Source organism: Yoonia sp. KMU-150, from assembly GCF_056858355.1.
Window position 1 is genome coordinate 924351 of record NZ_JBXEQF010000001.1, and the last position, 22273, is coordinate 946623.

Genomic DNA, 22273 nt, shown 5'->3' on the forward strand with positions numbered 1-22273 from the left:
CAGGGTTTGCAGGCAAATCGCCCGTTGCTGTCAGAATTCTACTGTGACACCCGGCAGGTTCAGCGCCGCGATCAGCCCGCGCAATTCGTTCCGGGCAGCCACGTTGGAGATGTTCATCCCCTTCACACCCAGATCGCGCAGGTCCAGCAGGGTCAGGCCGCGCGGAAACAGCTCGCGAAAGATAACCCGCTCGTTGAAGCCCGGTGCCGTGCGAAAGCCGATCCGTTTGGACAGCTTGTTGATCACCCGCTCCATCTTTTCCTTGTTGACCATCGCCTGCGCGCCCATCCGGTTGCGCACCACGACCCAGTCGATCGGCGACAGCCCGGCCTTGGCGCGCAGCTGACGCGCGTTCCAGACCATTTCGGAATAGACCGACGGGCCGGTGATATCCTCGCCCTCGGTATCCACATGCGCCAGCAGATCGAAATCGACAAAGCTGTCGTTCAGCGGCGTGATCAGCGTGTCGGCCAGCGAATGCGCAACCTGCGACAGGCGCGTATGCGATCCCGGACAATCGATCAGGATGAAATCGTTGTTCGGCTCAAGCCCCGCGACGGCCATCGACAACCTGTGGTCATAGACGTTTTCGCCTGCGGGCAGCGACGCCGCGTCCACCTCCGGCAGGTCGTGGTAGTCCGGTGTCGGCAGCGCCATGTCCATCTTGTCCAGATAGGTCCGACGGTTGATGATATAGCGACCCAGTGTCTTTTGCCGCAGATCCAGATCCAGCGTGCCGACCTTGTGGCCCATCCGCGACAGCGCCGTGGCCACATGCATCGACACGGTGGATTTCCCCGCGCCGCCTTTTTCGTTTCCGACAACGATGATATGTGCCACTGCCTTGCCCTTCGGTGTATTTGTTTTGCGCATATTATAGGGACGGCACGACAACGTGAAAAGCACAGGCGTACCCGCGAGCCCATTTTAACACGCCTGTTGACATGCGGGCCACAAAGCCCCATGTGCCACTCAACCGACGCCCCTGCCGCGTGAGCAGAGCGTGACCGAAGCGGTCACAGCAGGGCGTCGTCTATTTTCCGGTTCCCACATCACGCAGGGGGTCCAGCGCCTGATCGGCAGCGACACGATCCACGTGTCCCCGTCAGCATATGGGCGCAACCTGCTATTGGTCTGTGCATGTGGCGTCAGGCCAGAACCCTTATGCGCGGCCCCGGATATACGATCCGGCCCCGCCAAGAAAGACACTTATGGATTTTGATATGCTGGGCCTCGCGCCCCGCCTTGTTGCGAAACTGAAAGAGCAAGGCATCACCGACCCGACACCCATCCAGACCCAGGCGATCCCGCACGCCATGAACGGGCGCGACGTCATGGGCCTGGCCCAGACAGGCACGGGCAAGACGGCGGCCTTTGGCCTGCCGATGATCGACGCGCTGATGAAGGCTGGCGTGAAGCCCAACCCCAAGACCGTGCGGGGCCTGATCCTCGCGCCGACGCGTGAGTTGGCCAAACAGATCTCCGACAATCTGACCGACTATACCAAGGGGTCGCACCTTAAGGTTGCCCTCGTTGTCGGCGGCGCTGGTATCGTGGCCCAGACCAAGCGTCTGGCCGGTGGCGTCGACCTGCTGGTGGCGACGCCGGGCCGTCTGATCGACCTGCTGGACCGTCGCGCGGTGCGGCTGGACGAAACCATCTATCTGGTGCTGGACGAGGCCGACCAGATGCTCGACATGGGGTTCATCCATGCGCTGCGCCGGATCGCGCCGCTACTGGCCAAGGACCGTCAGACGATGATGTTCTCGGCCACCATGCCGAAACTGATGTCCGAGCTGGCCGATGCCTATTTGACCGACGCCGTGCGTGTCCAGGTGAACCCGCCGGGGCAGGCTGTGAAAAAGATCAACCAGTCGCTGCACTATGTAGCACAGGCCGCGAAGGCCGACCTGCTCGTCGAGCTGCTGGACGATCACCGGGACGAGCTGGCGCTTGTCTTCGGCCGCACCAAGCACGGCTGCGAAAAGCTCTATAAGTTTCTTGAGAAAAAGGGCTTTGCCGCTGCTTCCATCCACGGCAACAAAAGCCAGGGTCAGCGCGAGCGCGCCATCGCAGCCTTCCGCGAGGGCAAAGTCCGTGTGCTGGTCGCGACCGATGTGGCCGCCCGCGGCATCGACATTCCCGGCGTGCGCCATGTCTATAACTACGATCTGCCCAACGTTGCCGAAAACTATGTGCACAGGATTGGCCGGACGGCTCGCGCCGGGGCCGAAGGCTCAGCCGTCGCCTTTTGCGCGCCTGACGAGATGATCGACCTGCGCGATATCCAGAAGGCGATGAAGGAGGATATCCCTGTCGCCTCCGGTACCGCGTGGGAAATCCTGCCGGGTCAGAAGAAGAAACCGAACGGCGGCGGTGGCGGTCGCGGGCGCGGCGGCGGCGGCGGTCGCGGGCGGCAAGGGCAGGGCGGCAAACCCGCCCAGGCCAACGCAGGCAAGCCCGGCGGTGGCAACCGGCGGCGCAAGCCGCGCGGCGGCGGTCGCAGCAACGCTGCCTGATCCACAACGCAGCGAAGATGTAAGCCCGCCGATCCGGCGGGCTTTTTTCGTGCCGCGGACGAGGTAACGCAGGATGGCCGGTCGGTCAGTCTCGCAGCATTTTCTCGTAGGCAGAGGTGGCGTCGTCAAGATGCGCCACCGCTGCGGCACGTTCGGCGGGCGCATACCCCGACGCGATCCGTGCAACCTCGTCCGCGACGCCTTTGTAGAGTGGCCCGAGCGTTTCAAAAAGATACGCCGTCGGGTGCACGATCACCCCGCGTCGGTCGTCGGGGTCTCGTTCGCGTTTGGCCAGCTCTGCGTTTTCCAACCGATCCAGCAGGGTCGTTACCGATCCGGTCGTCAGGCCCAGTTCTGCCGCGATGGCGCTTGGGCGCACCGGACCCTCGGCCAGCAGGTTCAGGCACCGCAGATCGTTGCGATTGACACCGACGACAGCGGCTGCCTTTGTATCGAGCCTGTCGATCGCCGCGTAAAGCCGGCGACACGCGGCGACGAGGTCAACAGGCTTTATGTCACGCTCGTCACTGGACATCGCATCCCTTTAGCTTGACAATCAAGTTACTTGATGAAAATGATCCTATATCTTCGCTCACTTCGCAAGCCTCGGGGAACAGTCTCATGGAAATCGCGCTCTACTGCCTGCTGGCAATCATTCTGATCATCGGCACGCTGTCGCTGCTTGCACCTACAAGGGTCGCCTATACCGAAGACATCATCGTGAACGCACCGGCCAGCCAGGTTTATGACGATATCCGGCTGCAGGCGCACCTGATGCGATGGTCGGCCTGGCCCAAGGAGACAAAATCGACCTGCGCAGTCGAGGGGGCCGACGGGCAAGTCGGGGCGAAGACCGTCTTTTTCACCAAAGGCAAGCGCGTCGGCCATCAGGAAGTTGTAGAACTGAAGGAAAACGAGGAGGTCGCTCTGACACTCGTCGGTCCCGGGCCGCCGCACCGCCCCCGCCTGACGTTCGAACTGCGGCCGGAAGGCGCCGAGCGGACGCGGGTCCTCGCCCATTTCGTCAACGACCTGCCCCGGCCGTTCAATGCGATCTGGAAATTCGCCGGTCTGTCGAAATGGACACGGGAGATGCACCGCAAGGATCTGACCGGGTTGAAGGCGTTTGTAGAGCCACCGCACTGCGACACGGACGGCGATGTCGTCGGTCGTCCGCCACAGGGGTCAACCCATACGCCCATGGATGATCAGTTGCAGCATCGCACCGCTTCAGCGTTGACACTGCGTTGGAGAGGTTTTGCGGCTCCGTTCATGCAAGATAAAGCGTGAAGGCATCCGCATAGCCGTGCGCGCGCTGCATCGCGTCTTCCACATCGCGCCCTTTCAGCAGGAATTCGTGCAGGAAGATATGAAGAAACAGCGAGACGCTGGCAGCCGGGGGCCATCCCTCGGGCGCCAGAAACGCCCCGGCGCCGCCGTCCATGAAAACTTCGGCCATCGCGCGCTGGCCGGATTGACGCGCCGTGCTGATGACCAGTTGACCATCAAGATGAACACGGTCTTTCAGACAGTCGGCGGACATACTGTCGTCGCTCAGCAAGTCGCTGTCGCGCGCCTCGCCAAGACGACCGAAAACAAATCCGTTGCCGTCTGCGGGTCCTGCGATGATCAGGATCGGGGGCAGGCGCTTGCCTTCGCTCAGCAGGTCGATCAGGTCGCCCGGGCTTTCCAGATAGACAAGCTGCACCTGCAGGCCCATCCGTTCGACCAGAAGCCGCAGGAGTGCGGCCTCGTGGCTGTCACCGATCATCGCTATCGTCATCGCCGGCGTGAACATCTGTGCGACCCCAATGATTTTGCCCGCCTGTCAGCGCCATGCGGGATGACGCCTCGATATGCGCCACCCGCCGGAACGGCACCTTAGTTGCGATATGCCAGAATCCCACCCGCATAGATCAGATCATCGCTATTGCCGTGGAAGGCGGCAACGGTCTTGTCGCTGCCGATCAGGCCGCGCAAATCGCCGTCGAGGCCGCGGTAGGTCACCGACCCTGTCAGACTGCGCCCATTGGCGCGTCCATCCACCAGAAGATCGCCACTTGAGCCGGTCAATCTACCCGTGTCGAAATCGACCCCGAGTCCGATCAATCCCCGGACCTGATTGACATTGCCCGAGATGGTGCTGCCGACGAGGGCAATATCCTCGATTTCCAACAGCTCATAGCCGCCGATAAACCGTGCAGAGCCGCTAGTCGGCGGCGCTGCAACCGTCGTGCCTGCCACCAGGCCTGTCTCAGCGGCAAGGCCTGTGCCCCTGATCGATCCGGCGGTATAGGCAAAGCCATCGCCGTCGCGATCAATCAGACGGCCGGTCGGGCTGCCGTTCAACTGACCCCTGATATCGCCCGAGGATGATGGCGTGGTGAAGCTGGAAAGCGTGGCGCTCTCGCGGAGCGTCGTTCCGCCGCAGGCGGACAAAAAGGTGACGGCGGCCAGACCGATAAGCAGTATTACCCGGGACATCATGAAACAATTCCTCAACATGGCGGCTCTTCGCGCGCATCTTTGCAACATTAGGGTGATGATGGACACAGTGTTTCAACCACGCGACCATCCTGCATGCGTGACGGTGTGCGATTGCGGCCTCGGGGCAACATATCAAAACGCCGCCCCGGTCCGGGACGGCGTTGTGTCGCTGCAAGGTCTGTGCGGGTGGCTAGAACCCAAGACCGGCGTATTTGTTCTTGAACTTGGACACGCGGCCGCCGGCGTCCATCAGGCGCGTGCCGCCACCGGTCCATGCAGGGTGCACCGAGGGGTCGACGTCGAGCGACAGCGTGTCGCCTTCCTTGCCCCAGGTGGATTTCATCTGCACCACGGTGCCATCGGTCATTTTGACGTCGATGATGTGGTAATCGGGATGTGTATCTTTTTTCATGGAACGACCCCTTACGCCTTTGGCGCTTTGTAGTTTGCGACTTCTGCGATCCGCGCGGACTTACCGCGGCGCGAACGGAGATAGTACAGCTTTGCGCGGCGAACCTTGCCACGGCGCACGACGGTGATGCTGTCGATGTTGGTGGAATAGAGCGGGAAAACACGTTCCACACCCTCACCGAACGAAATCTTGCGGACGGTGAACGATCCGGCGATGCCGCTGCCGTTCTTGCGCGCGATGCAGACACCCTCGTAGTTCTGCACACGTGTACGGGTGCCCTCGGTCACCTTGTAACCGACGCGGATGGTGTCACCCGCCTTGAAGTCGGGAATTTCTTTCCCCAGCTGAGCGATCTGCTCGGCTTCGATCTGTGCGATCACGTTCATGATGCGCTCCTTATGTAACTGGCACGGGTTATCCCGCGTCTCGTGTCTCAGCCGCCATTGCTCTGCGTCGTTACCGGGTCCGCTGGATCGCGCCCGCCAGAGATTGCGTCATCTTTATGTGTGATCGTCCGGCCTGCCCGGTGAGGTCCGCCACAACGCAGTGACGCTCATGCTCCAGGTGGTGCCATAGATCAGCCGCCGGAATCGGTAACCCGCCCGGCGATGGCTGCGTATAGGATGAAGGGTCGCGTGGATCAAGCGGCTTTCGCGGGTCAAAACACCGGTCCGGGCATACGTTTTTTAAGGACGCCAAAGGCATCGGCGATGTGTCAAATCACGAACCGGTCATCTCTCGAATACTTTTTTCGATTTTTCTTACTTTTTGAGGAACCATGTCGGCGTGGGGGTGTTTGACCCTCGACTGCGCAAAAGCGCACGAATACAAGAATGGAGATTACTATGACTAATATCATCAAAACAGCCGCCCTGAGCGTTGTGATCGCAAGCGCATCGACCGTCGCTTTCGCTGACGCGCACACCGATGCGCTGGCCGTCACATGCACCGAGTTCGGCGCAATGGACGTGTCGGGCAAGTTCATGCTGATTTCTGAAATCACTTCCGAGATCGACATGGAAACCATGGACGATGTGTCCCTCGGTGACATTGCCGTGCTTTGCAACGGCATGGACGACACCGCGGTTTCCGAACTGCTGGACGATTCCAAAGGCTAAATCGCCAAGCGGCGAGGTGCTGTCACGGCATCTTTCTTCAAACGCGCTCTCTCACCGGGGGCGCGTTTTGCGTTTGCATGATCGTCAGGCTTTAGCACCGGTGCCGAGCATATCGCGAATAATGCCAAAAGCGCGGTGAAGGGTGAGTATGACAGACCCGAGGGTCAATACCATGCCCAGTGCAAATCCCGCGCCGCCGCCATCAGCCATCAGTAGCGTAACGACAGCGCATCCAAGGCTGATCAGAAAGAACCGGAGAAGACGGTTTATCGCGGGTTTTTCAGTCCTGACCAGTCTCGTGAACGGTGACGTTATCAGGGTGACAAGACGCGCGAATACGACCTTCAACAGCATTCCTCCAATTTTAGGGTTATGCTGTATCTATACAGTATTATGATCAGTTTTGACAGGTCGCCGGTCCGGATAGTGCCGGAGTGAGGCTATTTGGCCTCAGCTGTCTTCTTCGCCATCAGGGTCGGTTTCCGGCAGCAAATCAGGGCGGCGTTCCCGTGTGATGCGTTCGGCTGCGTCGCGGCGCCATGCCGCGATCTGCCCGTGGTTGCCGGATTGCAGCACGGGCGGGATTTTACGCCCCTGCCACTCCGCCGGTTTGGTGTATTGCGGATGTTCCAGCAGGCCGGCGGAGAAACTCTCTTCCTCGGTCGAGGCAAAGTTGCCCAGCACACCCGGTCGCAGCCGGAGTGTCGCGTCGATCATGGCCTGCGCGGCCAATTCGCCACCGGTCATGACGAAATCACCCAGCGAAACCTCAAGAATGTCGAAATGTTCCAGCACCCGCTCATCCACGCCCTCGAAACGACCGCAGAGCAACGTCACGCCATCGGTCTGCGCCAGCGACCGCGCCATCGCCTGATCGAACCGGCGTCCGCGCGGTGACAGATAGATCAGCGGCATCCTGCCACGGGCCGCGGCACGGGCGGTCAGGATGGCTGCCTCGAGCACGTCGGCCCGCAACACCATCCCTGCACCACCGCCGGCCGGGGTGTCGTCGACGTTGCGGTGCCTGCCGACGCCGAAACTGCGCAAGTCGTAGGTTTGCAACTGCCAAAGCCCGTCCTGCAGCGCCTTGCCGGTCAGGCTTTCACCAAGAATACCCGGAAACGCTGTCGGCAGCAGCGTGATGACCTGCGCCAGCCATGCACCGGCCAGTTCCGGCGTGTCCGTCATCAGCTCTCGCGGCGCGGTTGCCGCACGGATCGACTTGCGGCCCGCCGCGCGGGGGGTAGGCGTATCGGTCATGGCGCGGGGGCGGTGGGGTCAGAAAACATGCGCGGTCAGTGCCTTTTCCATGTGCCCAGATCGGCCTGTTCCGCAATCGCGGTCTTGGTCTCGGTCAATTGCGTGTCATTCATGTTGGATCGGTTCAACTCTAGAAACCGGTCGCGGATGGCGTCCGAGGGTCCGGCATTGCCGATGCCGACCGGGATCAGCGCCGCCCGCGTGGTGTCGGGCACAGGCAATTGGTCCAGCAGGGCGCAGCCCGGTCCCTTTGGGTGCTGCATCGCCTCTTCCAGTGGAAGAAACAGAACGTCGACAGGGTCGATCAGCCCGGCAATATCTTCCAGCGCCTGATCGAGATCGGCCGCCGCACGGTAGGTTTCGGCAAAGTCGGGATAATCCATCGTCAGCCGCGACGTCCGCAACTGATAATCATAGACGCTTTTCAGCCAGGCATCGGCATCGCGGGTCGACAGGATCACGCGCACCTGTGCCTGCGGAAACCGCTCGGTCAGGTAACCGGTGAAATACTGGATCAGAAGCGGTGCGGCACTGTAGTCGGGAACCCCTGGCCGTCCGGGCATCTGACCGCAGATCCCTTCCGCGCTCATGATAAGATGTCGCCCCTCGGGCACCGGGTTTTCGGCAAAGGCCGCATCCAGCCGCTCGGCCAGTTCCAGCAGATCGAGCAGATCGCGCGTGCTGGTGAAATGGGCACATTGCCGGATCACCGGTTTCATGTGCCGCAGCATCATCAACGCCACATGCGGGGCCAGAACCTCATGGTTGCGCCACAGGAAATGCTGGATCGAACTCGTGCCGGTGCGGTGGAAACCGGGGTGTAGCAGGATTTGCTGCATGGGTTTGCCTTGGGGCGGGTTGGGTTGCGCCGACTATGCCCTGCGGATGCGTCGGTGGTAAAGCTAGTCGTCCCTCGATTCCGGAAACACACCGTCCGGCGGGTCCGCGATGATGCGCCCCTGGCGCAGGTCGACGGTGGGGACAGCGGCATGGGTGAAGGGCAGCAGCACTGTTTCGGCCTGTCCCGGCACGATCAGTTCCAGCAGATCGCCGGCCCCGTGATCGTCGACCGATTTGACGGTGCCCAGAATCTGTCCGCCAGTGTCCAGCACGGTCAGCCCGACCAGATCGGCATAGTAGTATTCGTCATCGGGCAGGGTCGGCAGGGTGGCACGGTCGGCCAGAAGCGCGGTACCTTTCAGCGCATCCGCCTGTTCCTTCGTCGTGATCCCGTCGACGCGCGCGGTCAGCCCGTTGTTGGTCTGACCGGTCAGCACGATCTGGGCGAAAGTTCTGCCGTTTTCTGTATAGAGCGGGGCGTAATCGGCGATGGCGGCCGGGTCGGCGCAAAAGGATTTCAGGCGCACCTCGCCATGGACGCCAAACGCCCCGCCGATGGATCCGACCGTGATGCGATCTGTCATACCGATGCTCCTTGGTGAAAGGCCCGTGACGGCCCTCGACAAAGGGGCGGGAGATGCGCGGGCCTTCCCAAAAAGACCCGCGCAAACAGGAGTTTATTCCTCCGCAGCGGCCTCTTCCGCGGGGGCTTCCTCGGCGGGGGCGGCGGCGGCTTCGGCGGCTGCTTTCGCCTTTTCGGCCTTCTCGTCAGCGCGGGCCTGCGCGGCCTTGCCGGGTGTGCCTTTCTTGGGGTTGGAGCGGTCCTTCTTGGGCATCACGCCTGCGGCTTCCAGCATGCGGGCGACGCGGTCGGTGGGCTGTGCGCCCTGGCCCAGCCAGTATTGCACGCGCTCCATGTCCATCTTCACGCGGTCCTCGCTGTCCTTGGGCAGCATCGGCGCATAGGTGCCCAGCTTTTCCAGAAAGCGGCCGTCGCGTGGCATCCGGCTGTCGGAGGCGACGATGGCATAGTGGGGGCGCTTCTTGGAGCCGCCGCGGGCGAGACGAATTTTCATAGCCATGAGAGTATTTCCTTTGATTGGCAGTGGTTTGGGGCCTTCCGGCGACCCCGATTACGATTGATGTTGCTTGTGATGCCGGATCACTTCCTCAATGATGAAGTTGAGGAATTTCTTGGCGAATTCGGGATCAAGATCGGCCCGGTTCGCAAGGTCTGTCAGCCGGGCGATCTGGGCCTCTTCGCGGGCGGGATCGGACGGCGGAAGGTCATGTGCGGCCTTGAGTTTCCCCACGGCCTTGGTGTGCTTGAACCGCTCGCCCAGCGTATAGACGAGGATCGCATCGAGGCGGTCGATGCTGTCGCGGTGACCCTTGAGCAGGTCCGCCGCACGGGTGGTATCGTCGGTCATTTTTGGCCTCCGAAAACGATGAAAACGGGTGTGTGAAACGCGTGCACCGGACGTGCACCGCGCGTGCACCGAAAAATCACGGTCATGACTGTCCCTTTCGCGTCGGAAAGTGGCGATAGACGTGGCTGTTCCAGCCTGCGGGCGGATTGGCCGTTTCGTCGCGGACCGCACCCAGACGTTCCGCCACGCGGATCGAACGGGTGTTGTCGGGGGTGATGTAGCTGACGAAACTGTCGCGCCCGGTCGTTGCGAAGGCATCGGCAAGGATAGCGCGGGCGGCCTCGGTCACGATGCCGCGCCCTTCGAACCCGTCGTAGAGGCCCCAGCCCATTTCAGGTTCCGGGAAGGTCGGCGGCTGGATGATGCCGGCAAAACCCGCGAGCGCATCGCCCGCGAGGATGGCAAAACAGCCAAAACCGTTGAGCGTGTGGGACGCCGCGTCGTTCGTGAAATATTGCCACGCCGTTTCCACGTCGTGCGGACCACCCATGTGCTGCGCGCGCGGTCCCGTCATCAACGCCGCGTAGGCATCGAAGTCGGCTCTGACATAGGGGCGCAGCGTCAGCTTATGGGTGGTCAGCGTTTTCATCAGGCCTCCGACCACTCCGGACGGGGGTAGCGATAGGCGTGGGTGCCGTCATGATCGGCGGACGGATCGCGTTCCGCACCCAGACGTTTCGCCAGTGCGATGGCGCGGTCGTTGTCGGGGTCGATATAGCTGACCAGCGTTTCGAAGCTAAGCGCATTCCAGGCGTTGTTGCGTGCCTTCTCAGCCGCCTCGAAGGCCAGCCCTTTGCCCTCTGCCTCCTCGGTGAACAGGAACCCCAGTTCGGGTTCGGGATCGCCGGTTTCGTGACCCAGCAGGACGAAGCCCAGCACGGATTTGTCGTTCATATCCTCGACCGTCCACAGCCCGCTGCCGCGCAGGATCCAGCTGGCGGTCAATTGGATGAAATCGTCCCACGCGCCCTCGCGCGTGAGCGGTCCCGCGACATAGCGGCCCCGGTCGGAGGTCACCAAATCGGCGAAGATGTCGAAGTCTTCCATGTATGGGCCACGCATGACCGTGCGGTCGGTGGCGATGCGGGGCAGGGCCTGTCCGATGCGTTCGACCGCGACGGCGGCCTGCCCCTGCGGGAGATATTCCCACGGCAGACGGTTTTCGTTGGGGTTGCTCATGTGAGGTCCTTTGGGGCGGGATGACGCCACAGCTCGTCCTCGCCCATACTGGGGTTGTCGTATGTCCGTTCATAGGTGGCACCCAGACGGCGGGCGACGGCCTTGGATTTGTCGTTGGCGGGGATGATGTTCGACGTCAGCGTCGTCCAGCCCAACGTCGTGTAGGCATGTTCGCGCACCGCTTTCGCGGCCTCGACGGCGTAACCTTTGCCCTCCGCTCCGTCGAACAGGACCCAGCCGAGTTCCGGTTCCGGCCAGCCTTCGGGGTTCCAGAGGCCGGTCATGCCGACGGGCGTGCCGTCGTGCAGATCAGCGAACCAGAAGCCGTAGCCGCGCAGGTGCCAGTGGCCGATCATGGAGGCAAACCAGCGCCATGCGTCGTTGCGATCCGTCGGCCCGCCGAAGCCGGGAGAGCGGACAGGATCACCCAGGAACGCGGCGACCGCGTCGAAATCACCCGCCTGCGGCGCGCGCAGCGTCAGGCGGTCCGTTTTCAGGGTCGGGCAGTGCGGAACAAGTGTCATGGCTTGACCTCACGGACACGCTGGCGCGTGACGATATTTTGGGTGCCTGTGGTGCCGTTCTCGCAGGGTATCAGCCGCCCGCGTGGGGCGGTGTCGGAGCCTCCGGCGGAAGTATTTTTGGCAAAATGATACGAGGGCGCGTGCATATCGTTACTTCTTCTTTCCGAAGCCCGACAGGCCGGGGGGCAGGCCCATGCCGGGCATACCGCCTCGGGGCATCTGACCCTGCAGCGCCTTGGCCGCTTCCTCCATCGCTTTCGGATCGTTCATGTCGGGCATGCCGCCGCCCTTGCCCATCATGCCTTTCATGGCCTGCTTGAGCATCCCGCCTTTGCCCATCTTGCCCATCTTCTTCATCATGTCGGCCATCTGGCGGTGCTGCTTGATGAGCTTGTTGAGTTCGGAGACTTCCAGCCCCGCACCCTTGGCGATGCGCTTCTTGCGGGAGGCCTGCAGGAGCGCGGGGTTGGCGCGTTCCTTTTTCGTCATGGAGTTGATGAGTGCGATCTGGCGCTTGAGGATGCTGTCGTCCATCCCGGCGGCGTCCATCTGCTTCTGCATCTTTCCCATGCCGGGCATCATGCCCATCATCCCTTCCATGCCGCCCATCTTCATCATTTGCTCAAGCTGCATCTTCAGGTCGTTCATGTTGAACGCGCCCTTCTGAAAGCGCTTCATCATGCGTTCGGCCTGTTCGGCCTCGATGGTTTCCTGCGCTTTTTCGACGAGCGCCACGATGTCGCCCATGCCGAGGATGCGGCCTGCGATGCGGGACGGCTCGAAGGTTTCGATCGCGTCCATCTTTTCGCCCAAGCCGACGAAGCGGATGGGCTTGCCGGTGATCGCGCGCATCGACAGCGCCGCGCCGCCGCGCCCGTCACCGTCCATCCGGGTGAGGACGACGCCTGTGACGCCGATCTTGTCGTCGAATTCCTGCGCGACGTTCACCGCGTCCTGACCGGTCAGGCCGTCGACGACCAGCAGGGTTTCGCGCGGGTTGGCCACGTCGCGGACGGCAGCGGCTTGTGCGATGAGCTCCTGGTCGATGTGCAAACGACCCGCAGTGTCCAGCATATAGACGTCGTAGCCACCCAAGGAGGCTTGCGTCTTGGCGCGCCTGGCGATCTGGACGGGATCCTCGCCCTTCACGATGGGCAATGTGTCGACGCCGATCTGCTTGCCGAGGATCGCAAGCTGTTCCATTGCCGCGGGTCGGTTGGTGTCGAGCGAGGCCATCAGCACGCGCTTGCCCTCGCGGTCTTTCAGGCGCTTGGCGAGTTTCGCGGTGGTCGTGGTCTTGCCGGAGCCTTGCAGGCCGACCATCAGGATCGGCGCGGGCGGGTTGTCGATCTTCAGCTTGCCGGGGTCTTGCGCCCCGGTGAGGACGTGCTGCAACTCGTCATGCACGATCTTGACGACCTGCTGGCCCGGCGTGATGGATTTGGTGACGGCCTGACCGGTGGCTTTGTCCTGTACGGCCTTCACGAAATCGCGGGCCACGGGCAGCGACACGTCGGCCTCCAGCAAGGCCACGCGGACCTCGCGCAGGGCGGTTTTCACATCGTCTTCGGAAAGCGCACCCTGCTTGGTCAGGCGGTCAAAGACCGATCCAAGCCGTTCTGACAGGTTTTCAAACATTGGCGCGCGCCTTTCGATCCGTTTTCGGTATGGCCTCAAGATAGGAACCGGCGCTGCAAACGACAATCGCACCAGTGGGCGCGACGCGCTGACTGGTGGCGATCCCTGATTGCATCAAGGGACCGGAAAGCTGAGGCCATCCGGGTATGGGCCGCGTTTAGTCGCGCTGCGGGCGGGAGTCAACGCCTGCAAGCCAGGTGTTGACGGTGTCGCGGGCGGTATGGGCGCGCCTACCGCTGTAATAGGCCAGCGTGCCGGGGATGGGGTCGTCTTCATGCTCCAGCACGAAGGCGAGCCGGTGGGTCTGCCGGTCGCCGCCCATGGTCTGCACGGTGGTGGTGCGCAGGTCGGACAGACGGTGACGGGTGCTGGCGGTGCCGCGCCACGTGCGGGTGCGGATTTCCATCAGGTCGAGGGTGCGGTCGAGGAAGATGCGGGTCCGGCGCACGACGAGCGTGAGTGCGGCGCAGACTAGTGCCGCGAACAGGAGCATCAGCAGCCCCATGCCGATGCGGCCGGAAAACAGCATCGTCAGCCCGACCCCGACAAGCACCAGCGCGAAGCCCGCGAACATCAGCGAGAACAGCCATGGCGTATCATCGAGGATGATGCGGTCGGCGGTGTGGGCGACGATCTTCATGCACGGCAGTCTAGTGAATACCGTGACACCGGGTCAAAGCCTGTTTGGAACCGGAGAAACGTCAGTCGTCGCGACCCAGCCAGGTGTTGATCGCATCCGCCGTCTTTTGCGGGCCGGACCCGCTACTGTGGCCCAGCGTCACCGGATGTGCATAACCTGCGTCCATGCCGGAGGTGAAGACCAGTTCGAGGCGGTAGGTATCGGTCTCGCCGCTGTTCACATCGACCCGGGCGTGACCCAGATCGGTCAGCGCGTAGGTCCAGTCCTGTGTGCCGCTGAAGGACCGCTCGCGGATCAGCAACTTGCCCGCCGCCCGGTCAAAGCGCAGCCGAACCCGGCGCGCCACGACCCGGATCACCGACCACATTCCGACGGTCAAGACCGCCATGAGGACGACCAGAAACCAGTCGCCGTCGCGATAGGCGTCGAAACCCACGGCGACATAGAGCACGGTGAAGGCGGCGACCGCGAGGCTGAGCAGGATAGGACGGTCCTCGATCACCAGCAGGTCGGGGGTGTTGCGCAGGATTTTCATGGCGGCAGTGTTGCGGGTCTCCGCCTGTCGGTGCAAGTCCCCCAAAGCGGGGGAGGTGCGTGTCAGGCAGCAGCACCTGCAGTGACATCCTTTGCGACCATCACCGTGACATCGTCGATCCCGACGAAGCCCAGCACCTTGCGCAGATGCGGTGTGGCGAAATCGGCGGGGCTGTCGACGGCGACACCACCCGATGCCACGGCGACGACCGCGCGCTTGCCGGTCATCAGGCCCACGGGGCCGTCCGGCGTGTAGCGAAAGGTGACCTTGGGGCGACAGATCAGATCGACCCAGGCCTTGAGCGCCGCAGGCATCCCGAAGTTGTAGATCGGCATCCCGATGATCAGCGTGTCGGCGGCCTGCAACTCGGCGACCAGCGTGTCGGACAGGGCGAGGCTGGCGCGGTCGTCCTCGGTCAATTCCTCCGCCGGTTTCAGGCGCGCCGACACCCATGTTTCGTCAACCTGCGGCAAGGCCGTCGCGGCGAGGTCGCGATAGGTGACGTCTGCACCGGGATATCCCGCCGCGATATGCGCCGTCGCCTTCCGGCTGACCGACGTGGCAGAGCGGGCGGATGCGTCGATGCGCAGGATGTGTCGTGTCATATGCGGTGCCTTTATCCCAAGTATGCCCTCGCTACACCCCTTGCGCCCACGAACGAAATGCCCCCAAACTGACAGCAGGTGTTTGTATTTGCACAGATGAGGCCGCGCGTGGACAACTGGGATGAAATTCGCACCGCCTTTCAGGTGGCCCGCAACGGCACCGTCAGCGGCGCGGCAGAGGTGCTGGGCGTGCATCATGCCACCGTGATCCGCCATATCGACGCGCTGGAAGAACGTCTCGGCGTCAGGCTGTTCCAGCGCCACGCCCGCGGCTATACCGCGACGGAGGCCGGTCAGGATCTGCTACGTGTCGCCCAGACCACGGACGAGCAGTTCAGCCAGCTGGCCAGCCGGATCAAGGGGCAGGGTGCCGGAGTATCGGGCGAATTGACCATTACGACGCTCGCCGCATTTTCTTCGCTGCTGATGCCGGTCATCGCCGACCTGCAGGTCGCCTATCCGGACCTGCGGATCAGGTATCTGACCGGCGAGCGGCTGTTCCGGCTGGAATATGGCGAGGCCCATGTCGCCATTCGTGGCGGCGCAGCGCCGGACGAGCCTGACAACGTGGTGCAGGCGCTGGCTAATCCGCAGATGCACCTTGTCGCGTCCGAAAGCTATGTCTCGCGCCACGGGTTGCCGCAGGACGACGACGATCTGGCCAATCACAACTTCATCGGCACAGACGATCCCAACAGCCGCGCGCCGTGGAACGGCTGGCTGCAACAGCTTGTCCCGGCGGACAGGATCACGTTCCGCACCGACGAATCCGCGATCATGATCGACGCGGTGAAATCCGGCTCCGGCATCGGGTTCATGCCGAACTACGAGATGGCGGGCGGCACCTATCACGAGGTGACGCCGCCGCGCCCGGAATGGCGCACGCCGATGTGGCTGGTGACCCACGTGGACCTGCACCGCACCGACAAGGTGCAGGCCGCCCTGAAAGCGATCAAGCAGGCCGCAAAGGCGTGGGATACCTGATGGAGCCTGCCCGCGCCGGACATCTGGCGATGCTGCTGTTTTCGCTGCTGGTGGCCGGATCGTTTGCGCTGGGCGCGCTGGCGGCGAACGAGATCACGCCGCTGGCGCTGAACGTGGTGCGGTTCTGGCTGGCGACGGCGATCATGGGCGTGGTCACGCTCTGCACCGTCGGCGTCCGGCGGGCCGATGCCGCCGCACCCTGGCGCTACGGCCTGCTCGCCATCTTTTTCACCACCTATTTCGTGCTGATGTTCGAGGGGCTGAAGACCGCGCCGCCGGTCAGTGCCGCCGCGGTCTTCACGCTGACGCCGATCCTGTCCGCCGGGTTCGGCTGGCTGCTGCTGCGCCAGCGCCTGACCCCGCGCATGGCGCTGGCGCTCACCATCGGGGCCGTAGGCGCGCTCTGGGTGATTTTCCGTGCCGACATCGGCGCGCTTTTGCGGTTCGAGGTCGGGCGCGGCGAGTGGATCTATTTCTGGGGTGTGATGGCCCACGCGATCTATACCCCGCTGGTGCGACGGCTGAACCGGGGTGAATCCGCCATCGTCTTCAGCTTTGGCGTTCTGCTGGCGGGGTCCGTGATCCTAACCATCGTGGGCTGGCGCGACATCCGCGCGACGGACTGGACCGCCCTGCCGGGGATCGTCTGGATCACCATTCTCTATACCGCGGCCTTCGCCAGCGCCGCGACCTTCACGCTGCTGCAATTCGCCACGCTGCGGCTTCCCGCGTCGAAGGTGATGGCCTATACCTACCTGACGCCAAGCTGGGTGATCGTCTGGGCAGTAGCGCTGGGTGCCGCATGGCCGTCGGTCTGGACTCTGGCCGGGGTTCTATTGACGGTCGCGGCGTTGCTGTTGCTGCTGCGTGACGACGGCTGATCAGTCGATCGTGAAGGGGTCGATCACCAACTCGCCACGTAGCGCCAGCAGATCGCGCCATTCGTCCTCGAACCGGTCGTCGTCGAATTTCTGAAGGTTGTAGGTGACCGTTCCGATCGGGGCGGGCAGTTGCACGTTCAACTGCATGAACCCGCCGCCGCAGGTATAGCCCATGACCGGGGAAAACCCGCCGCCCGCGCCTGGGGCGATCACCGTCTCGCCGCCACCGCCCAGCCCGCTCTCGGTCTGCACGAGGAGCGTCACCAGATTACCCTCCATCGTGCAGAAGTTCGCGTTGCTGCCGGTGGTCCAGATATGGCCGAATTGCGACCCCACGCTCAGGTCCATCTGGACGGTGACGGTGTCTTCCTCGCTGACGTCCTGCCAGGCAGCCTCTGCGTGCAGCGGCAGGGTGGCATAAAAGCCGTCTTCGAAGATCGTGATGCCCAGCATGGCGGGGGGTACCGGAAATGTCGTGCGGTCGACGCCGGGCGGCGGATTGTTCTGGATCATGTCGTAGATGCGTTGCCCGGCCGTATTCTCGCCCATCCACGTCCCGACGAGGCACGGGTCAGGGGTGGGCGGATCGGCAGGACAGGCCCCCTGCGCGGCGGCAAAGGCCGGTATGAGGGCAAGGAAAATGACGGCGGATTTCATCGGCTGCCTCCGGAATGGTGCGCCCGTCATAGCACATTTTTTGGTCGCATTGCCCAATTTTGCGGAACCTACGCCGCGCAATGGGGTTATGTTCTCAAGAAAGTGAAAGGACATACAATGCGCAGCATCATTTATCTCGTCGGACTGGTCGTGGTCGTTCTGGTCATTCTGCGGTTCGTCGCAGGCGTGATCTAGACCCCGCCCCCTCGTATCCCAAGAAAAAGGCTGTCTGTCCCAAGCAGGCAGCCTTTTTTCGTGATGCGGGTCATGTGGGTGGCGTGTCGTGTAGTTCGGCGTTCAGAAAACGCTCGAACGCATCGAGGTCGAGCCCGCCCATCTGGCCGAACCCCAGCATCCAGACGGAGGCCTCGCGCAGCGCGTCGGGTTCCAGCTTGCACCATTTTACCCGCCCGCGCTTTTCCTGCGAAATCAGTCCCGCCGCGGTCAGCACCCCCAGATGTTTCGATATCGCGGCCAGCGACATCTCGAACGGCTCGGCCACGTCCGTCACGGCCATGTCGTCCTCCAGCAGCATCGACAGGATCGCGCGGCGGGTGCGGTCCGACAGGGCCGCAAAGACGGTATCAAGCTGGCTGTCCATGCGATGTCATTGATCGCAACGGGTTAAAACGTCAACCATCCGGTTGAATGTCGCCCGAGGTTAACAAAGGGTTAATTCGGGTTTCGCATGCGAAACATTCGCAAATTTATTCAATGTTTTCAATGGCAATTGGCGGCTTTGCGGGCGTATTGACTCGGTCCCGCGTGCACCATACACCCTGCGCAGCATCTGAAGGGGGCAATCGCCTTGTCTGATCCTGACGACCCAAGCGGCAAACTCGCCGCACTGGAGGCGAAGCTGGCGCACCGACGCAAGGGTCCGCAGGTCAAGAACCATTCAGAGGAACACTATTCCCAGGCACAGCTTGCCTGGCGGATGGTGATCGAACTGGTGGCCGGTCTCGCGATCGGTTTCGGCATCGGATACGGGTTGGATTACCTGTTCGGGACGCTCCCGATCTTTCTGGTGCTCTTTATCTTTCTGGGCCTTGCCGCCGGTGTGAACACCATGATGCGGTCGGCGCGGGAAGTGCAGAACAAACAACTGGCCGCGGCCGGTAACGACGAGGGCGACAAAAATGGCGACTGAAGCAGCCGAAGAAGGCGGTCTGGTATTCCACCCGCTGGACCAGTTCATCATCAAGCCGCTGTTCGGCGATGGCCCCATCGGCATGTTCACGATCACCAACGCGACGCTGTGGATGGCGATTTCGGTGCTTTGCATCGCGGCACTTTTCGTGCTGGGCAGTTCCAAGCGGTCCATCGTGCCAGGCCGCGTACAGTCGATTGCCGAGCTTATCTACGGCTTCATCTACAAGATGGTCGAGGATGTCTGCGGCAAGGAAGGGGCGAAATATTTCCCCTACATCATGACGCTTTTCGTGTTCATCCTGTTCGCCAACTATCTGGCGCTGATCCCGATGTCCTTCTCGCCCACCTCGCACATCGCGGTGACGGCCGTGCTGGGCTTCGGCGTTTTCATCGCGGTCACGGTCATCGGTTTCGTGCTGAACGGCGCATCGTTTCTCGGCATGTTCTGGATGAAGGACGCACCGGCGATCCTGCGGCCGATCATCGCCGTGATCGAGGTGATTTCCTACTTTGTGCGCCCCGTCAGCCACTCCATCCGTCTGGCAGGCAACATCATGGCCGGTCACGCGGTGATCAAGGTCTTCGCCGGTTTCGCGGCGATCTGGCTGATCAGCCCGGTGTCGATCCTTGGTATCACCGCGATCTACGGGCTGGAGGTCCTTGTGGCCGGTATTCAGGCCTACGTCTTTACCATCCTCACATGCGTCTATCTCAAGGACGCATTGCACCCGCATCACTAACGACGTGGCGGGGTGTTCCCGTCGCACACCTACTTAACTTCCAACGTAAGGAGAATTCTCATGGAAGGTGAACTGTCACACATCGGCGCAGGTCTTGCAGCTATCGGGTCCGGCGCTGCCGCAATCGGTGTCGGTCACGTGGCCGGCAACTATCTGGCCGGCGCGCTGCGCAACCCATCCGCCGCTGCCTCGCAGACGGCAACCCTGTTCATCGGTCTCGCATTTGCGGAAGCCCTGGGGATATTCTCGTTCCTCGTCGCCCTTCTGCTGATGTTCGCCGTCTAAGAACGCACCAGATATCCTTACGGCCGGTCGGGGCGCAAACCGCCCCGACCGGTAAATGACCAAGGTATTCGGGGACTATTATGGCAACTGAGACTGACGAACTTGCGGTCGAAACCAGTGGCGGCATGCCGCAGCTGAACTTCGAGACGTTCCCAAACCAGATTTTCTGGCTTCTGGTCGCGCTTGTCGTGATCTATTTCGTGCTGAGCCGCGTCGCATTGCCCCGGATCGGGTCGGTGCTGGCCGAACGGTCGGGCACGATTACAAATGACATCGCCGCAGCCGAAGAGCTGAAGCAAAAGGCCGTCGAGGCCGAGGCCGCCTATGACAAGGCGCTGGCCGACGCCCGCGCGCAGGCGAACGAGATCGTGACTGCGGCGAAGGCGGACATCCAGAAGGAACTGGACGCCGAACTGGCCAAGGCCGATGCACAGATCGCCGAAAAGACCGCCGAAAGCGAAGCGGCGATTGCCGAAATCCGTGAGGGTGCGGTCAAGAGCGTGACGCAGGTCGCCAAGGACACCGCCAAGGAACTGGTCGCCGCGCTGGGCGGCGAGGCTGACGCGAAGACCGTCACCGCAGCCGTCAACGCACGGATGAAAGGGTAGCACCATGAGATTTCTGATCGCCGCCCTTTTCGCCCTGACAGCCAGCCCCGCGCTTGCCGCCGAAGGCCCGTTCGTGTCGCTGAAGAACACTGACTTCATCGTCACGCTGGCGTTCCTGCTGTTCGTGGCTGTGCTGCTCTATTTCAAGGTGCCGTCTAAGGTCGCCCAGATGCTCGACAAGCGCGCCGCCGACATCCGTGCGGAACTGGACGAAGCCCGCGCGCTGCGCGAAGAGGCGCAATCGCTGCTCGCGTCCTACGAGCGCAAGCAGAAGGACGTGCAGGAGCAAGCCGACCGGATCGTCGCCAACGCCAAGGAAGAGGCCGAGCGCGCCGCCGCACAGGCCAAGGAGGATATCAAATCCTCTGTCGCGCGCAGGCTCGCCGGTGCCGAGGAGCAGATCGCCGCTGCACAATCCGCCGCTGTCGCGGACATCCGAAACCGCGCGGTGAGTGTCGCCGTGGGGGCCGCCAACGACATCCTGATGAAACAGATGGATGCCTCCGGCAAGGACAAGCTGATCGACGATGCGATCGGTCAGGTGGATGCCAAGCTGCACTGATCTGCTTCTTTGCATGACATTGCGATTTGCCCGGCTACAGTGATGTGGCCGGGCTTTTCATTTGTGCACAGGAGTCGCTCATGCGCATCGTTCCCACCGCCGCTGTTCTGACGGCGCTGCTGACCGCCACCGCCGCGGGCGCGGTGCAGCATATCGCAGCCGATTTCATCTACGACCAGCCGCTGGAAGGTGTCTATTCACAGGGCTGGTATGTGATCAATACCGGCTGGACCGAAGGCTTCGGCGTCGACGTCTATGTGCGTGGCGAGGGGAAGCTGGGCAGTTTCGTCGGTGTGCTGTCGGTGGATTGCGCGCAGCCGGAGATGTCCGACTGGGTATCCACCGGTGGTTTTCTGGAACCCCATGACGTTCCACCCGAAGTTATCGCGGGTATCCGGCAGGTGGCGTGCTGATCGGTTGATGCGGGGCACATGCGCAGGCGGTCAGCCGCGCCCGGCCTCGTGCTCGTATCGCTTCCTGGCGAAAACCTCGTTGGCGTCGGCTTTCTGCTGATCCGACAAGGCCTTGTCGACATAGTCGAGGTGTGCCGCCACAGCGGCGCGCGCGGCCTGCGGGTCGCGGGCCTGCAGGGCCGTGTTGATCGCGCGGTGCTGGTCGAGCAGGTGATCGCGGGTCATGCGTTGTTTGAACATAACAGACCGGTTGTAGAAGACGCCCTCGCGCAGCAACTGATACATCGACCGCATCATGTGCAGCATGATGATGTTGTGGCTCGCCTCGATGATGGCGAGGTGGAAGTCGGCATCGAGTGCGGCCTCGTCGGCGGGGTCACGTTTGCGATGCGCGGCTTCCATCCTGTCGAAAATCGTCTGGATCACCGCCAGATCGGTGTCGGAGGCAAGTCGCGCCGCACGTTCCGCCGCCAGCCCCTCCATATCGCGGCGAAAGCTGATGTAATCGAACACGGCGGCGTCATGGGTGGCGAAGAGCGTGACGAGTGCGGGCGCGAAGGCGCTGCCCAGCACATCGGCCACAAACACACCGGCCCCGGCGCGAGAGGTCAGCAGGCCACGCTCTTGCAGGTTCGACAGCGCCTCGCGCAGGGACGGGCGCGACACGCCGAGACGCTCGGACAGTTCCCGTTCCGACGGCAGCCGTTCGCCCGGGCGCAGGATGCCGCGCAGGATCAGCCCCTCGATCTGGCGCACGACGCCTTGCGACAGTTTTTCCTGCTGGATCGGTTCAAACGGCATTGA

General features: G+C 62.6%; 33 protein-coding genes. 11 read left to right on the top strand and 22 right to left on the bottom strand.

Annotated elements, in window-relative coordinates; translation table 11 throughout:
• Positions 1-30: 30 nt before the first annotated feature.
• Positions 31-840: a division plane positioning ATPase MipZ gene (locus AC04PH_RS04400; RefSeq protein WP_483064523.1), complete on the bottom strand. Its 810-nt coding sequence runs from the start codon at positions 838-840 to the stop codon at positions 31-33.
• Between the two features lie 371 nt (positions 841-1211).
• On the opposite strand from AC04PH_RS04400, the gene AC04PH_RS04405 reads away from it, so the two are divergent.
• Positions 1212-2519 (top strand): DEAD/DEAH box helicase, encoded by a 1308-nt coding sequence (locus tag AC04PH_RS04405; RefSeq protein ID WP_483064524.1) that lies wholly within the window; start codon positions 1212-1214, stop codon positions 2517-2519.
• Between the two features lie 85 nt (positions 2520-2604).
• Here the strand turns inward: AC04PH_RS04405 and AC04PH_RS04410 are convergent, their stop codons facing one another.
• The gene (locus AC04PH_RS04410) at positions 2605-3054 is read right to left on the bottom strand and encodes a MarR family winged helix-turn-helix transcriptional regulator (RefSeq protein WP_483064525.1); all 450 of its coding nucleotides are present in this window, start codon (positions 3052-3054) and stop codon (positions 2605-2607) included.
• Between the two features lie 86 nt (positions 3055-3140).
• On the opposite strand from AC04PH_RS04410, the gene AC04PH_RS04415 reads away from it, so the two are divergent.
• Positions 3141-3809, top strand: a complete 669-nt coding sequence (locus AC04PH_RS04415) for an SRPBCC family protein (RefSeq protein WP_483064526.1) — start codon at positions 3141-3143, stop codon at positions 3807-3809.
• On the opposite strand, the gene AC04PH_RS04420 is transcribed toward AC04PH_RS04415, so the two are convergent.
• The 4 genes from AC04PH_RS04420 to rplS form a co-directional block, all read right to left on the bottom strand.
• Complete coding sequence (locus AC04PH_RS04420) at positions 3790-4317, bottom strand: hypothetical protein (RefSeq protein WP_483064527.1); 528 nt, start codon at positions 4315-4317, stop codon at positions 3790-3792. The two genes, AC04PH_RS04415 and AC04PH_RS04420, sit on opposite strands and share 20 nt — an antisense overlap.
• 83 nt (positions 4318-4400) lie before the next feature.
• Positions 4401-5072, bottom strand: coding sequence for a hypothetical protein (locus tag AC04PH_RS04425; RefSeq protein ID WP_483064528.1), 672 nt, complete (start codon positions 5070-5072; stop codon positions 4401-4403).
• Between the two features lie 124 nt (positions 5073-5196).
• Positions 5197-5418 carry a 50S ribosomal protein L31 gene (gene rpmE / locus AC04PH_RS04430; RefSeq protein WP_483064529.1) on the bottom strand — a complete coding sequence of 74 codons (222 nt, stop codon included), beginning with the start codon at positions 5416-5418 and terminating at the stop codon, positions 5197-5199.
• 11 nt (positions 5419-5429) lie between these two features.
• Positions 5430-5804 carry a 50S ribosomal protein L19 gene (rplS, locus tag AC04PH_RS04435; protein ID WP_483064530.1) on the bottom strand — a complete coding sequence of 125 codons (375 nt, stop codon included), beginning with the start codon at positions 5802-5804 and terminating at the stop codon, positions 5430-5432.
• Positions 5805-6263: 459 nt separating this feature from the next.
• Here rplS and AC04PH_RS04440 point away from each other — a divergent pair, with 459 nt between their 5' ends.
• Positions 6264-6536 (top strand): hypothetical protein, encoded by a 273-nt coding sequence (locus AC04PH_RS04440; RefSeq protein ID WP_483064531.1) that lies wholly within the window; start codon positions 6264-6266, stop codon positions 6534-6536.
• Between the two features lie 84 nt (positions 6537-6620).
• On the opposite strand, the gene AC04PH_RS04445 is transcribed toward AC04PH_RS04440, so the two are convergent.
• The 13 genes from AC04PH_RS04445 to AC04PH_RS04505 all read right to left on the bottom strand — a co-directional run bounded on the left by AC04PH_RS04445 (position 6621) and on the right by AC04PH_RS04505 (position 15187).
• Positions 6621-6884, bottom strand: coding sequence for a hypothetical protein (locus AC04PH_RS04445; RefSeq protein WP_483064532.1), 264 nt, complete (start codon positions 6882-6884; stop codon positions 6621-6623).
• Between the two features lie 102 nt (positions 6885-6986).
• Complete coding sequence (gene trmD, locus AC04PH_RS04450; protein WP_483064533.1) at positions 6987-7796, bottom strand: tRNA (guanosine(37)-N1)-methyltransferase TrmD; 810 nt, start codon at positions 7794-7796, stop codon at positions 6987-6989.
• 35 nt (positions 7797-7831) lie between these two features.
• On the bottom strand, positions 7832-8635 hold the full coding sequence (locus AC04PH_RS04455) for a hypothetical protein (protein WP_483064534.1): 804 nt from the start codon (positions 8633-8635) through the stop codon (positions 7832-7834).
• A gap of 63 nt (positions 8636-8698) precedes the next feature.
• Positions 8699-9220, bottom strand: coding sequence for a ribosome maturation factor RimM (gene rimM, locus AC04PH_RS04460; protein WP_483064535.1), 522 nt, complete (start codon positions 9218-9220; stop codon positions 8699-8701).
• Between the two features lie 93 nt (positions 9221-9313).
• Positions 9314-9718, bottom strand: a complete 405-nt coding sequence (gene rpsP / locus AC04PH_RS04465) for a 30S ribosomal protein S16 (RefSeq protein WP_483064536.1) — start codon at positions 9716-9718, stop codon at positions 9314-9316.
• Between the two features lie 51 nt (positions 9719-9769).
• Positions 9770-10066 (bottom strand): chorismate mutase, encoded by a 297-nt coding sequence (locus AC04PH_RS04470; RefSeq protein WP_483064537.1) that lies wholly within the window; start codon positions 10064-10066, stop codon positions 9770-9772.
• Positions 10067-10148: 82 nt separating this feature from the next.
• Entirely contained in the window at positions 10149-10655 is a 507-nt protein-coding gene (locus tag AC04PH_RS04475) for a GNAT family N-acetyltransferase (protein WP_483064538.1), read from the bottom strand.
• The gene (locus AC04PH_RS04480; protein WP_483064539.1) at positions 10655-11245 is read right to left on the bottom strand and encodes a GNAT family N-acetyltransferase; all 591 of its coding nucleotides are present in this window, start codon (positions 11243-11245) and stop codon (positions 10655-10657) included. Before AC04PH_RS04480 ends, AC04PH_RS04475 begins: the two co-directional genes overlap by 1 nt.
• Positions 11242-11769 (bottom strand): GNAT family N-acetyltransferase, encoded by a 528-nt coding sequence (locus AC04PH_RS04485; protein WP_483064540.1) that lies wholly within the window; start codon positions 11767-11769, stop codon positions 11242-11244. The genes AC04PH_RS04480 and AC04PH_RS04485 overlap by 4 nt, the downstream gene beginning before the upstream one ends.
• A gap of 150 nt (positions 11770-11919) precedes the next feature.
• On the bottom strand, positions 11920-13407 hold the full coding sequence (gene ffh, locus AC04PH_RS04490) for a signal recognition particle protein (RefSeq protein WP_483064541.1): 1488 nt from the start codon (positions 13405-13407) through the stop codon (positions 11920-11922).
• A 157-nt stretch (positions 13408-13564) separates the two neighbouring features.
• Positions 13565-14047: a hypothetical protein gene (locus AC04PH_RS04495; RefSeq protein ID WP_483064542.1), complete on the bottom strand. Its 483-nt coding sequence runs from the start codon at positions 14045-14047 to the stop codon at positions 13565-13567.
• Between the two features lie 61 nt (positions 14048-14108).
• Entirely contained in the window at positions 14109-14582 is a 474-nt protein-coding gene (locus AC04PH_RS04500) for a hypothetical protein (protein ID WP_483064543.1), read from the bottom strand.
• A 62-nt stretch (positions 14583-14644) separates the two neighbouring features.
• Positions 14645-15187, bottom strand: coding sequence for an FMN-dependent NADH-azoreductase (locus AC04PH_RS04505; protein WP_483064544.1), 543 nt, complete (start codon positions 15185-15187; stop codon positions 14645-14647).
• A gap of 108 nt (positions 15188-15295) precedes the next feature.
• Here AC04PH_RS04505 and AC04PH_RS04510 point away from each other — a divergent pair, with 108 nt between their 5' ends.
• The gene (locus AC04PH_RS04510) at positions 15296-16171 is read left to right on the top strand and encodes a LysR family transcriptional regulator (protein ID WP_483064545.1); all 876 of its coding nucleotides are present in this window, start codon (positions 15296-15298) and stop codon (positions 16169-16171) included.
• Positions 16171-17052 carry a DMT family transporter gene (locus AC04PH_RS04515; RefSeq protein ID WP_483064546.1) on the top strand — a complete coding sequence of 294 codons (882 nt, stop codon included), beginning with the start codon at positions 16171-16173 and terminating at the stop codon, positions 17050-17052. Before AC04PH_RS04510 ends, AC04PH_RS04515 begins: the two co-directional genes overlap by 1 nt.
• Here the strand turns inward: AC04PH_RS04515 and AC04PH_RS04520 are convergent, their stop codons facing one another.
• Entirely contained in the window at positions 17053-17709 is a 657-nt protein-coding gene (locus AC04PH_RS04520; protein WP_483064547.1) for a hypothetical protein, read from the bottom strand. It abuts the gene before it with no gap.
• 265 nt (positions 17710-17974) lie between these two features.
• Entirely contained in the window at positions 17975-18310 is a 336-nt protein-coding gene (locus AC04PH_RS04525) for an ArsR/SmtB family transcription factor (protein ID WP_483064548.1), read from the bottom strand.
• 207 nt (positions 18311-18517) lie between these two features.
• On the opposite strand from AC04PH_RS04525, the gene AC04PH_RS04530 reads away from it, so the two are divergent.
• The 6 genes from AC04PH_RS04530 (at position 18518) to AC04PH_RS04555 (ending at position 21469) form a co-directional block, all read left to right on the top strand.
• Positions 18518-18859 carry an AtpZ/AtpI family protein gene (locus tag AC04PH_RS04530; protein ID WP_483064549.1) on the top strand — a complete coding sequence of 114 codons (342 nt, stop codon included), beginning with the start codon at positions 18518-18520 and terminating at the stop codon, positions 18857-18859.
• Complete coding sequence (locus AC04PH_RS04535; protein ID WP_483064550.1) at positions 18849-19601, top strand: F0F1 ATP synthase subunit A; 753 nt, start codon at positions 18849-18851, stop codon at positions 19599-19601. Before AC04PH_RS04530 ends, AC04PH_RS04535 begins: the two co-directional genes overlap by 11 nt.
• Before the next feature lie 60 nt (positions 19602-19661).
• Positions 19662-19886: a F0F1 ATP synthase subunit C gene (locus tag AC04PH_RS04540; RefSeq protein WP_483064551.1), complete on the top strand. Its 225-nt coding sequence runs from the start codon at positions 19662-19664 to the stop codon at positions 19884-19886.
• Between the two features lie 80 nt (positions 19887-19966).
• A complete protein-coding gene (locus AC04PH_RS04545; RefSeq protein ID WP_483064552.1) occupies positions 19967-20494 on the top strand; it encodes a F0F1 ATP synthase subunit B' in 528 nt (175 codons plus the stop codon).
• A gap of 4 nt (positions 20495-20498) precedes the next feature.
• Positions 20499-21056, top strand: a complete 558-nt coding sequence (locus tag AC04PH_RS04550) for a F0F1 ATP synthase subunit B (RefSeq protein WP_483064553.1) — start codon at positions 20499-20501, stop codon at positions 21054-21056.
• A gap of 80 nt (positions 21057-21136) precedes the next feature.
• On the top strand, positions 21137-21469 hold the full coding sequence (locus AC04PH_RS04555) for a hypothetical protein (RefSeq protein ID WP_483064554.1): 333 nt from the start codon (positions 21137-21139) through the stop codon (positions 21467-21469).
• A gap of 30 nt (positions 21470-21499) precedes the next feature.
• Here AC04PH_RS04555 and AC04PH_RS04560 read toward each other — a convergent pair whose 3' ends face one another.
• A complete protein-coding gene (locus tag AC04PH_RS04560; protein WP_483064555.1) occupies positions 21500-22270 on the bottom strand; it encodes a FadR/GntR family transcriptional regulator in 771 nt (256 codons plus the stop codon).
• Between the last annotated feature and the right edge of the window lie 3 nt (positions 22271-22273).

Coding starts and splice junctions, on each gene's coding strand:
- AC04PH_RS04405 (WP_483064524.1), top strand. CDS start 1,212: ATGGATTTTGATATGCTGGGCCTCGCGCCCCGCCTTGTTGCGAAACTG.
- AC04PH_RS04410 (WP_483064525.1), bottom strand. CDS start 3,054: ATGTCCAGTGACGAGCGTGACATAAAGCCTGTTGACCTCGTCGCCGCG.
- AC04PH_RS04415 (WP_483064526.1), top strand. CDS start 3,141: ATGGAAATCGCGCTCTACTGCCTGCTGGCAATCATTCTGATCATCGGC.
- AC04PH_RS04420 (WP_483064527.1), bottom strand. CDS start 4,317: ATGTTCACGCCGGCGATGACGATAGCGATGATCGGTGACAGCCACGAG.
- rpmE (WP_483064529.1), bottom strand. CDS start 5,418: ATGAAAAAAGATACACATCCCGATTACCACATCATCGACGTCAAAATG.
- rplS (WP_483064530.1), bottom strand. CDS start 5,804: ATGAACGTGATCGCACAGATCGAAGCCGAGCAGATCGCTCAGCTGGGG.
- AC04PH_RS04440 (WP_483064531.1), top strand. CDS start 6,264: ATGACTAATATCATCAAAACAGCCGCCCTGAGCGTTGTGATCGCAAGC.
- trmD (WP_483064533.1), bottom strand. CDS start 7,796: ATGACCGATACGCCTACCCCCCGCGCGGCGGGCCGCAAGTCGATCCGT.
- AC04PH_RS04455 (WP_483064534.1), bottom strand. CDS start 8,635: ATGCAGCAAATCCTGCTACACCCCGGTTTCCACCGCACCGGCACGAGT.
- rimM (WP_483064535.1), bottom strand. CDS start 9,220: ATGACAGATCGCATCACGGTCGGATCCATCGGCGGGGCGTTTGGCGTC.
- rpsP (WP_483064536.1), bottom strand. CDS start 9,718: ATGGCTATGAAAATTCGTCTCGCCCGCGGCGGCTCCAAGAAGCGCCCC.
- AC04PH_RS04470 (WP_483064537.1), bottom strand. CDS start 10,066: ATGACCGACGATACCACCCGTGCGGCGGACCTGCTCAAGGGTCACCGC.
- AC04PH_RS04475 (WP_483064538.1), bottom strand. CDS start 10,655: ATGAAAACGCTGACCACCCATAAGCTGACGCTGCGCCCCTATGTCAGA.
- AC04PH_RS04480 (WP_483064539.1), bottom strand. CDS start 11,245: ATGAGCAACCCCAACGAAAACCGTCTGCCGTGGGAATATCTCCCGCAG.
- AC04PH_RS04485 (WP_483064540.1), bottom strand. CDS start 11,769: ATGACACTTGTTCCGCACTGCCCGACCCTGAAAACGGACCGCCTGACG.
- ffh (WP_483064541.1), bottom strand. CDS start 13,407: ATGTTTGAAAACCTGTCAGAACGGCTTGGATCGGTCTTTGACCGCCTG.
- AC04PH_RS04495 (WP_483064542.1), bottom strand. CDS start 14,047: ATGAAGATCGTCGCCCACACCGCCGACCGCATCATCCTCGATGATACG.
- AC04PH_RS04500 (WP_483064543.1), bottom strand. CDS start 14,582: ATGAAAATCCTGCGCAACACCCCCGACCTGCTGGTGATCGAGGACCGT.
- AC04PH_RS04505 (WP_483064544.1), bottom strand. CDS start 15,187: ATGACACGACACATCCTGCGCATCGACGCATCCGCCCGCTCTGCCACG.
- AC04PH_RS04515 (WP_483064546.1), top strand. CDS start 16,171: ATGGAGCCTGCCCGCGCCGGACATCTGGCGATGCTGCTGTTTTCGCTG.
- AC04PH_RS04520 (WP_483064547.1), bottom strand. CDS start 17,709: ATGAAATCCGCCGTCATTTTCCTTGCCCTCATACCGGCCTTTGCCGCC.
- AC04PH_RS04525 (WP_483064548.1), bottom strand. CDS start 18,310: ATGGACAGCCAGCTTGATACCGTCTTTGCGGCCCTGTCGGACCGCACC.
- AC04PH_RS04535 (WP_483064550.1), top strand. CDS start 18,849: ATGGCGACTGAAGCAGCCGAAGAAGGCGGTCTGGTATTCCACCCGCTG.
- AC04PH_RS04540 (WP_483064551.1), top strand. CDS start 19,662: ATGGAAGGTGAACTGTCACACATCGGCGCAGGTCTTGCAGCTATCGGG.
- AC04PH_RS04545 (WP_483064552.1), top strand. CDS start 19,967: ATGGCAACTGAGACTGACGAACTTGCGGTCGAAACCAGTGGCGGCATG.
- AC04PH_RS04550 (WP_483064553.1), top strand. CDS start 20,499: ATGAGATTTCTGATCGCCGCCCTTTTCGCCCTGACAGCCAGCCCCGCG.
- AC04PH_RS04555 (WP_483064554.1), top strand. CDS start 21,137: ATGCGCATCGTTCCCACCGCCGCTGTTCTGACGGCGCTGCTGACCGCC.
- AC04PH_RS04560 (WP_483064555.1), bottom strand. CDS start 22,270: ATGCCGTTTGAACCGATCCAGCAGGAAAAACTGTCGCAAGGCGTCGTG.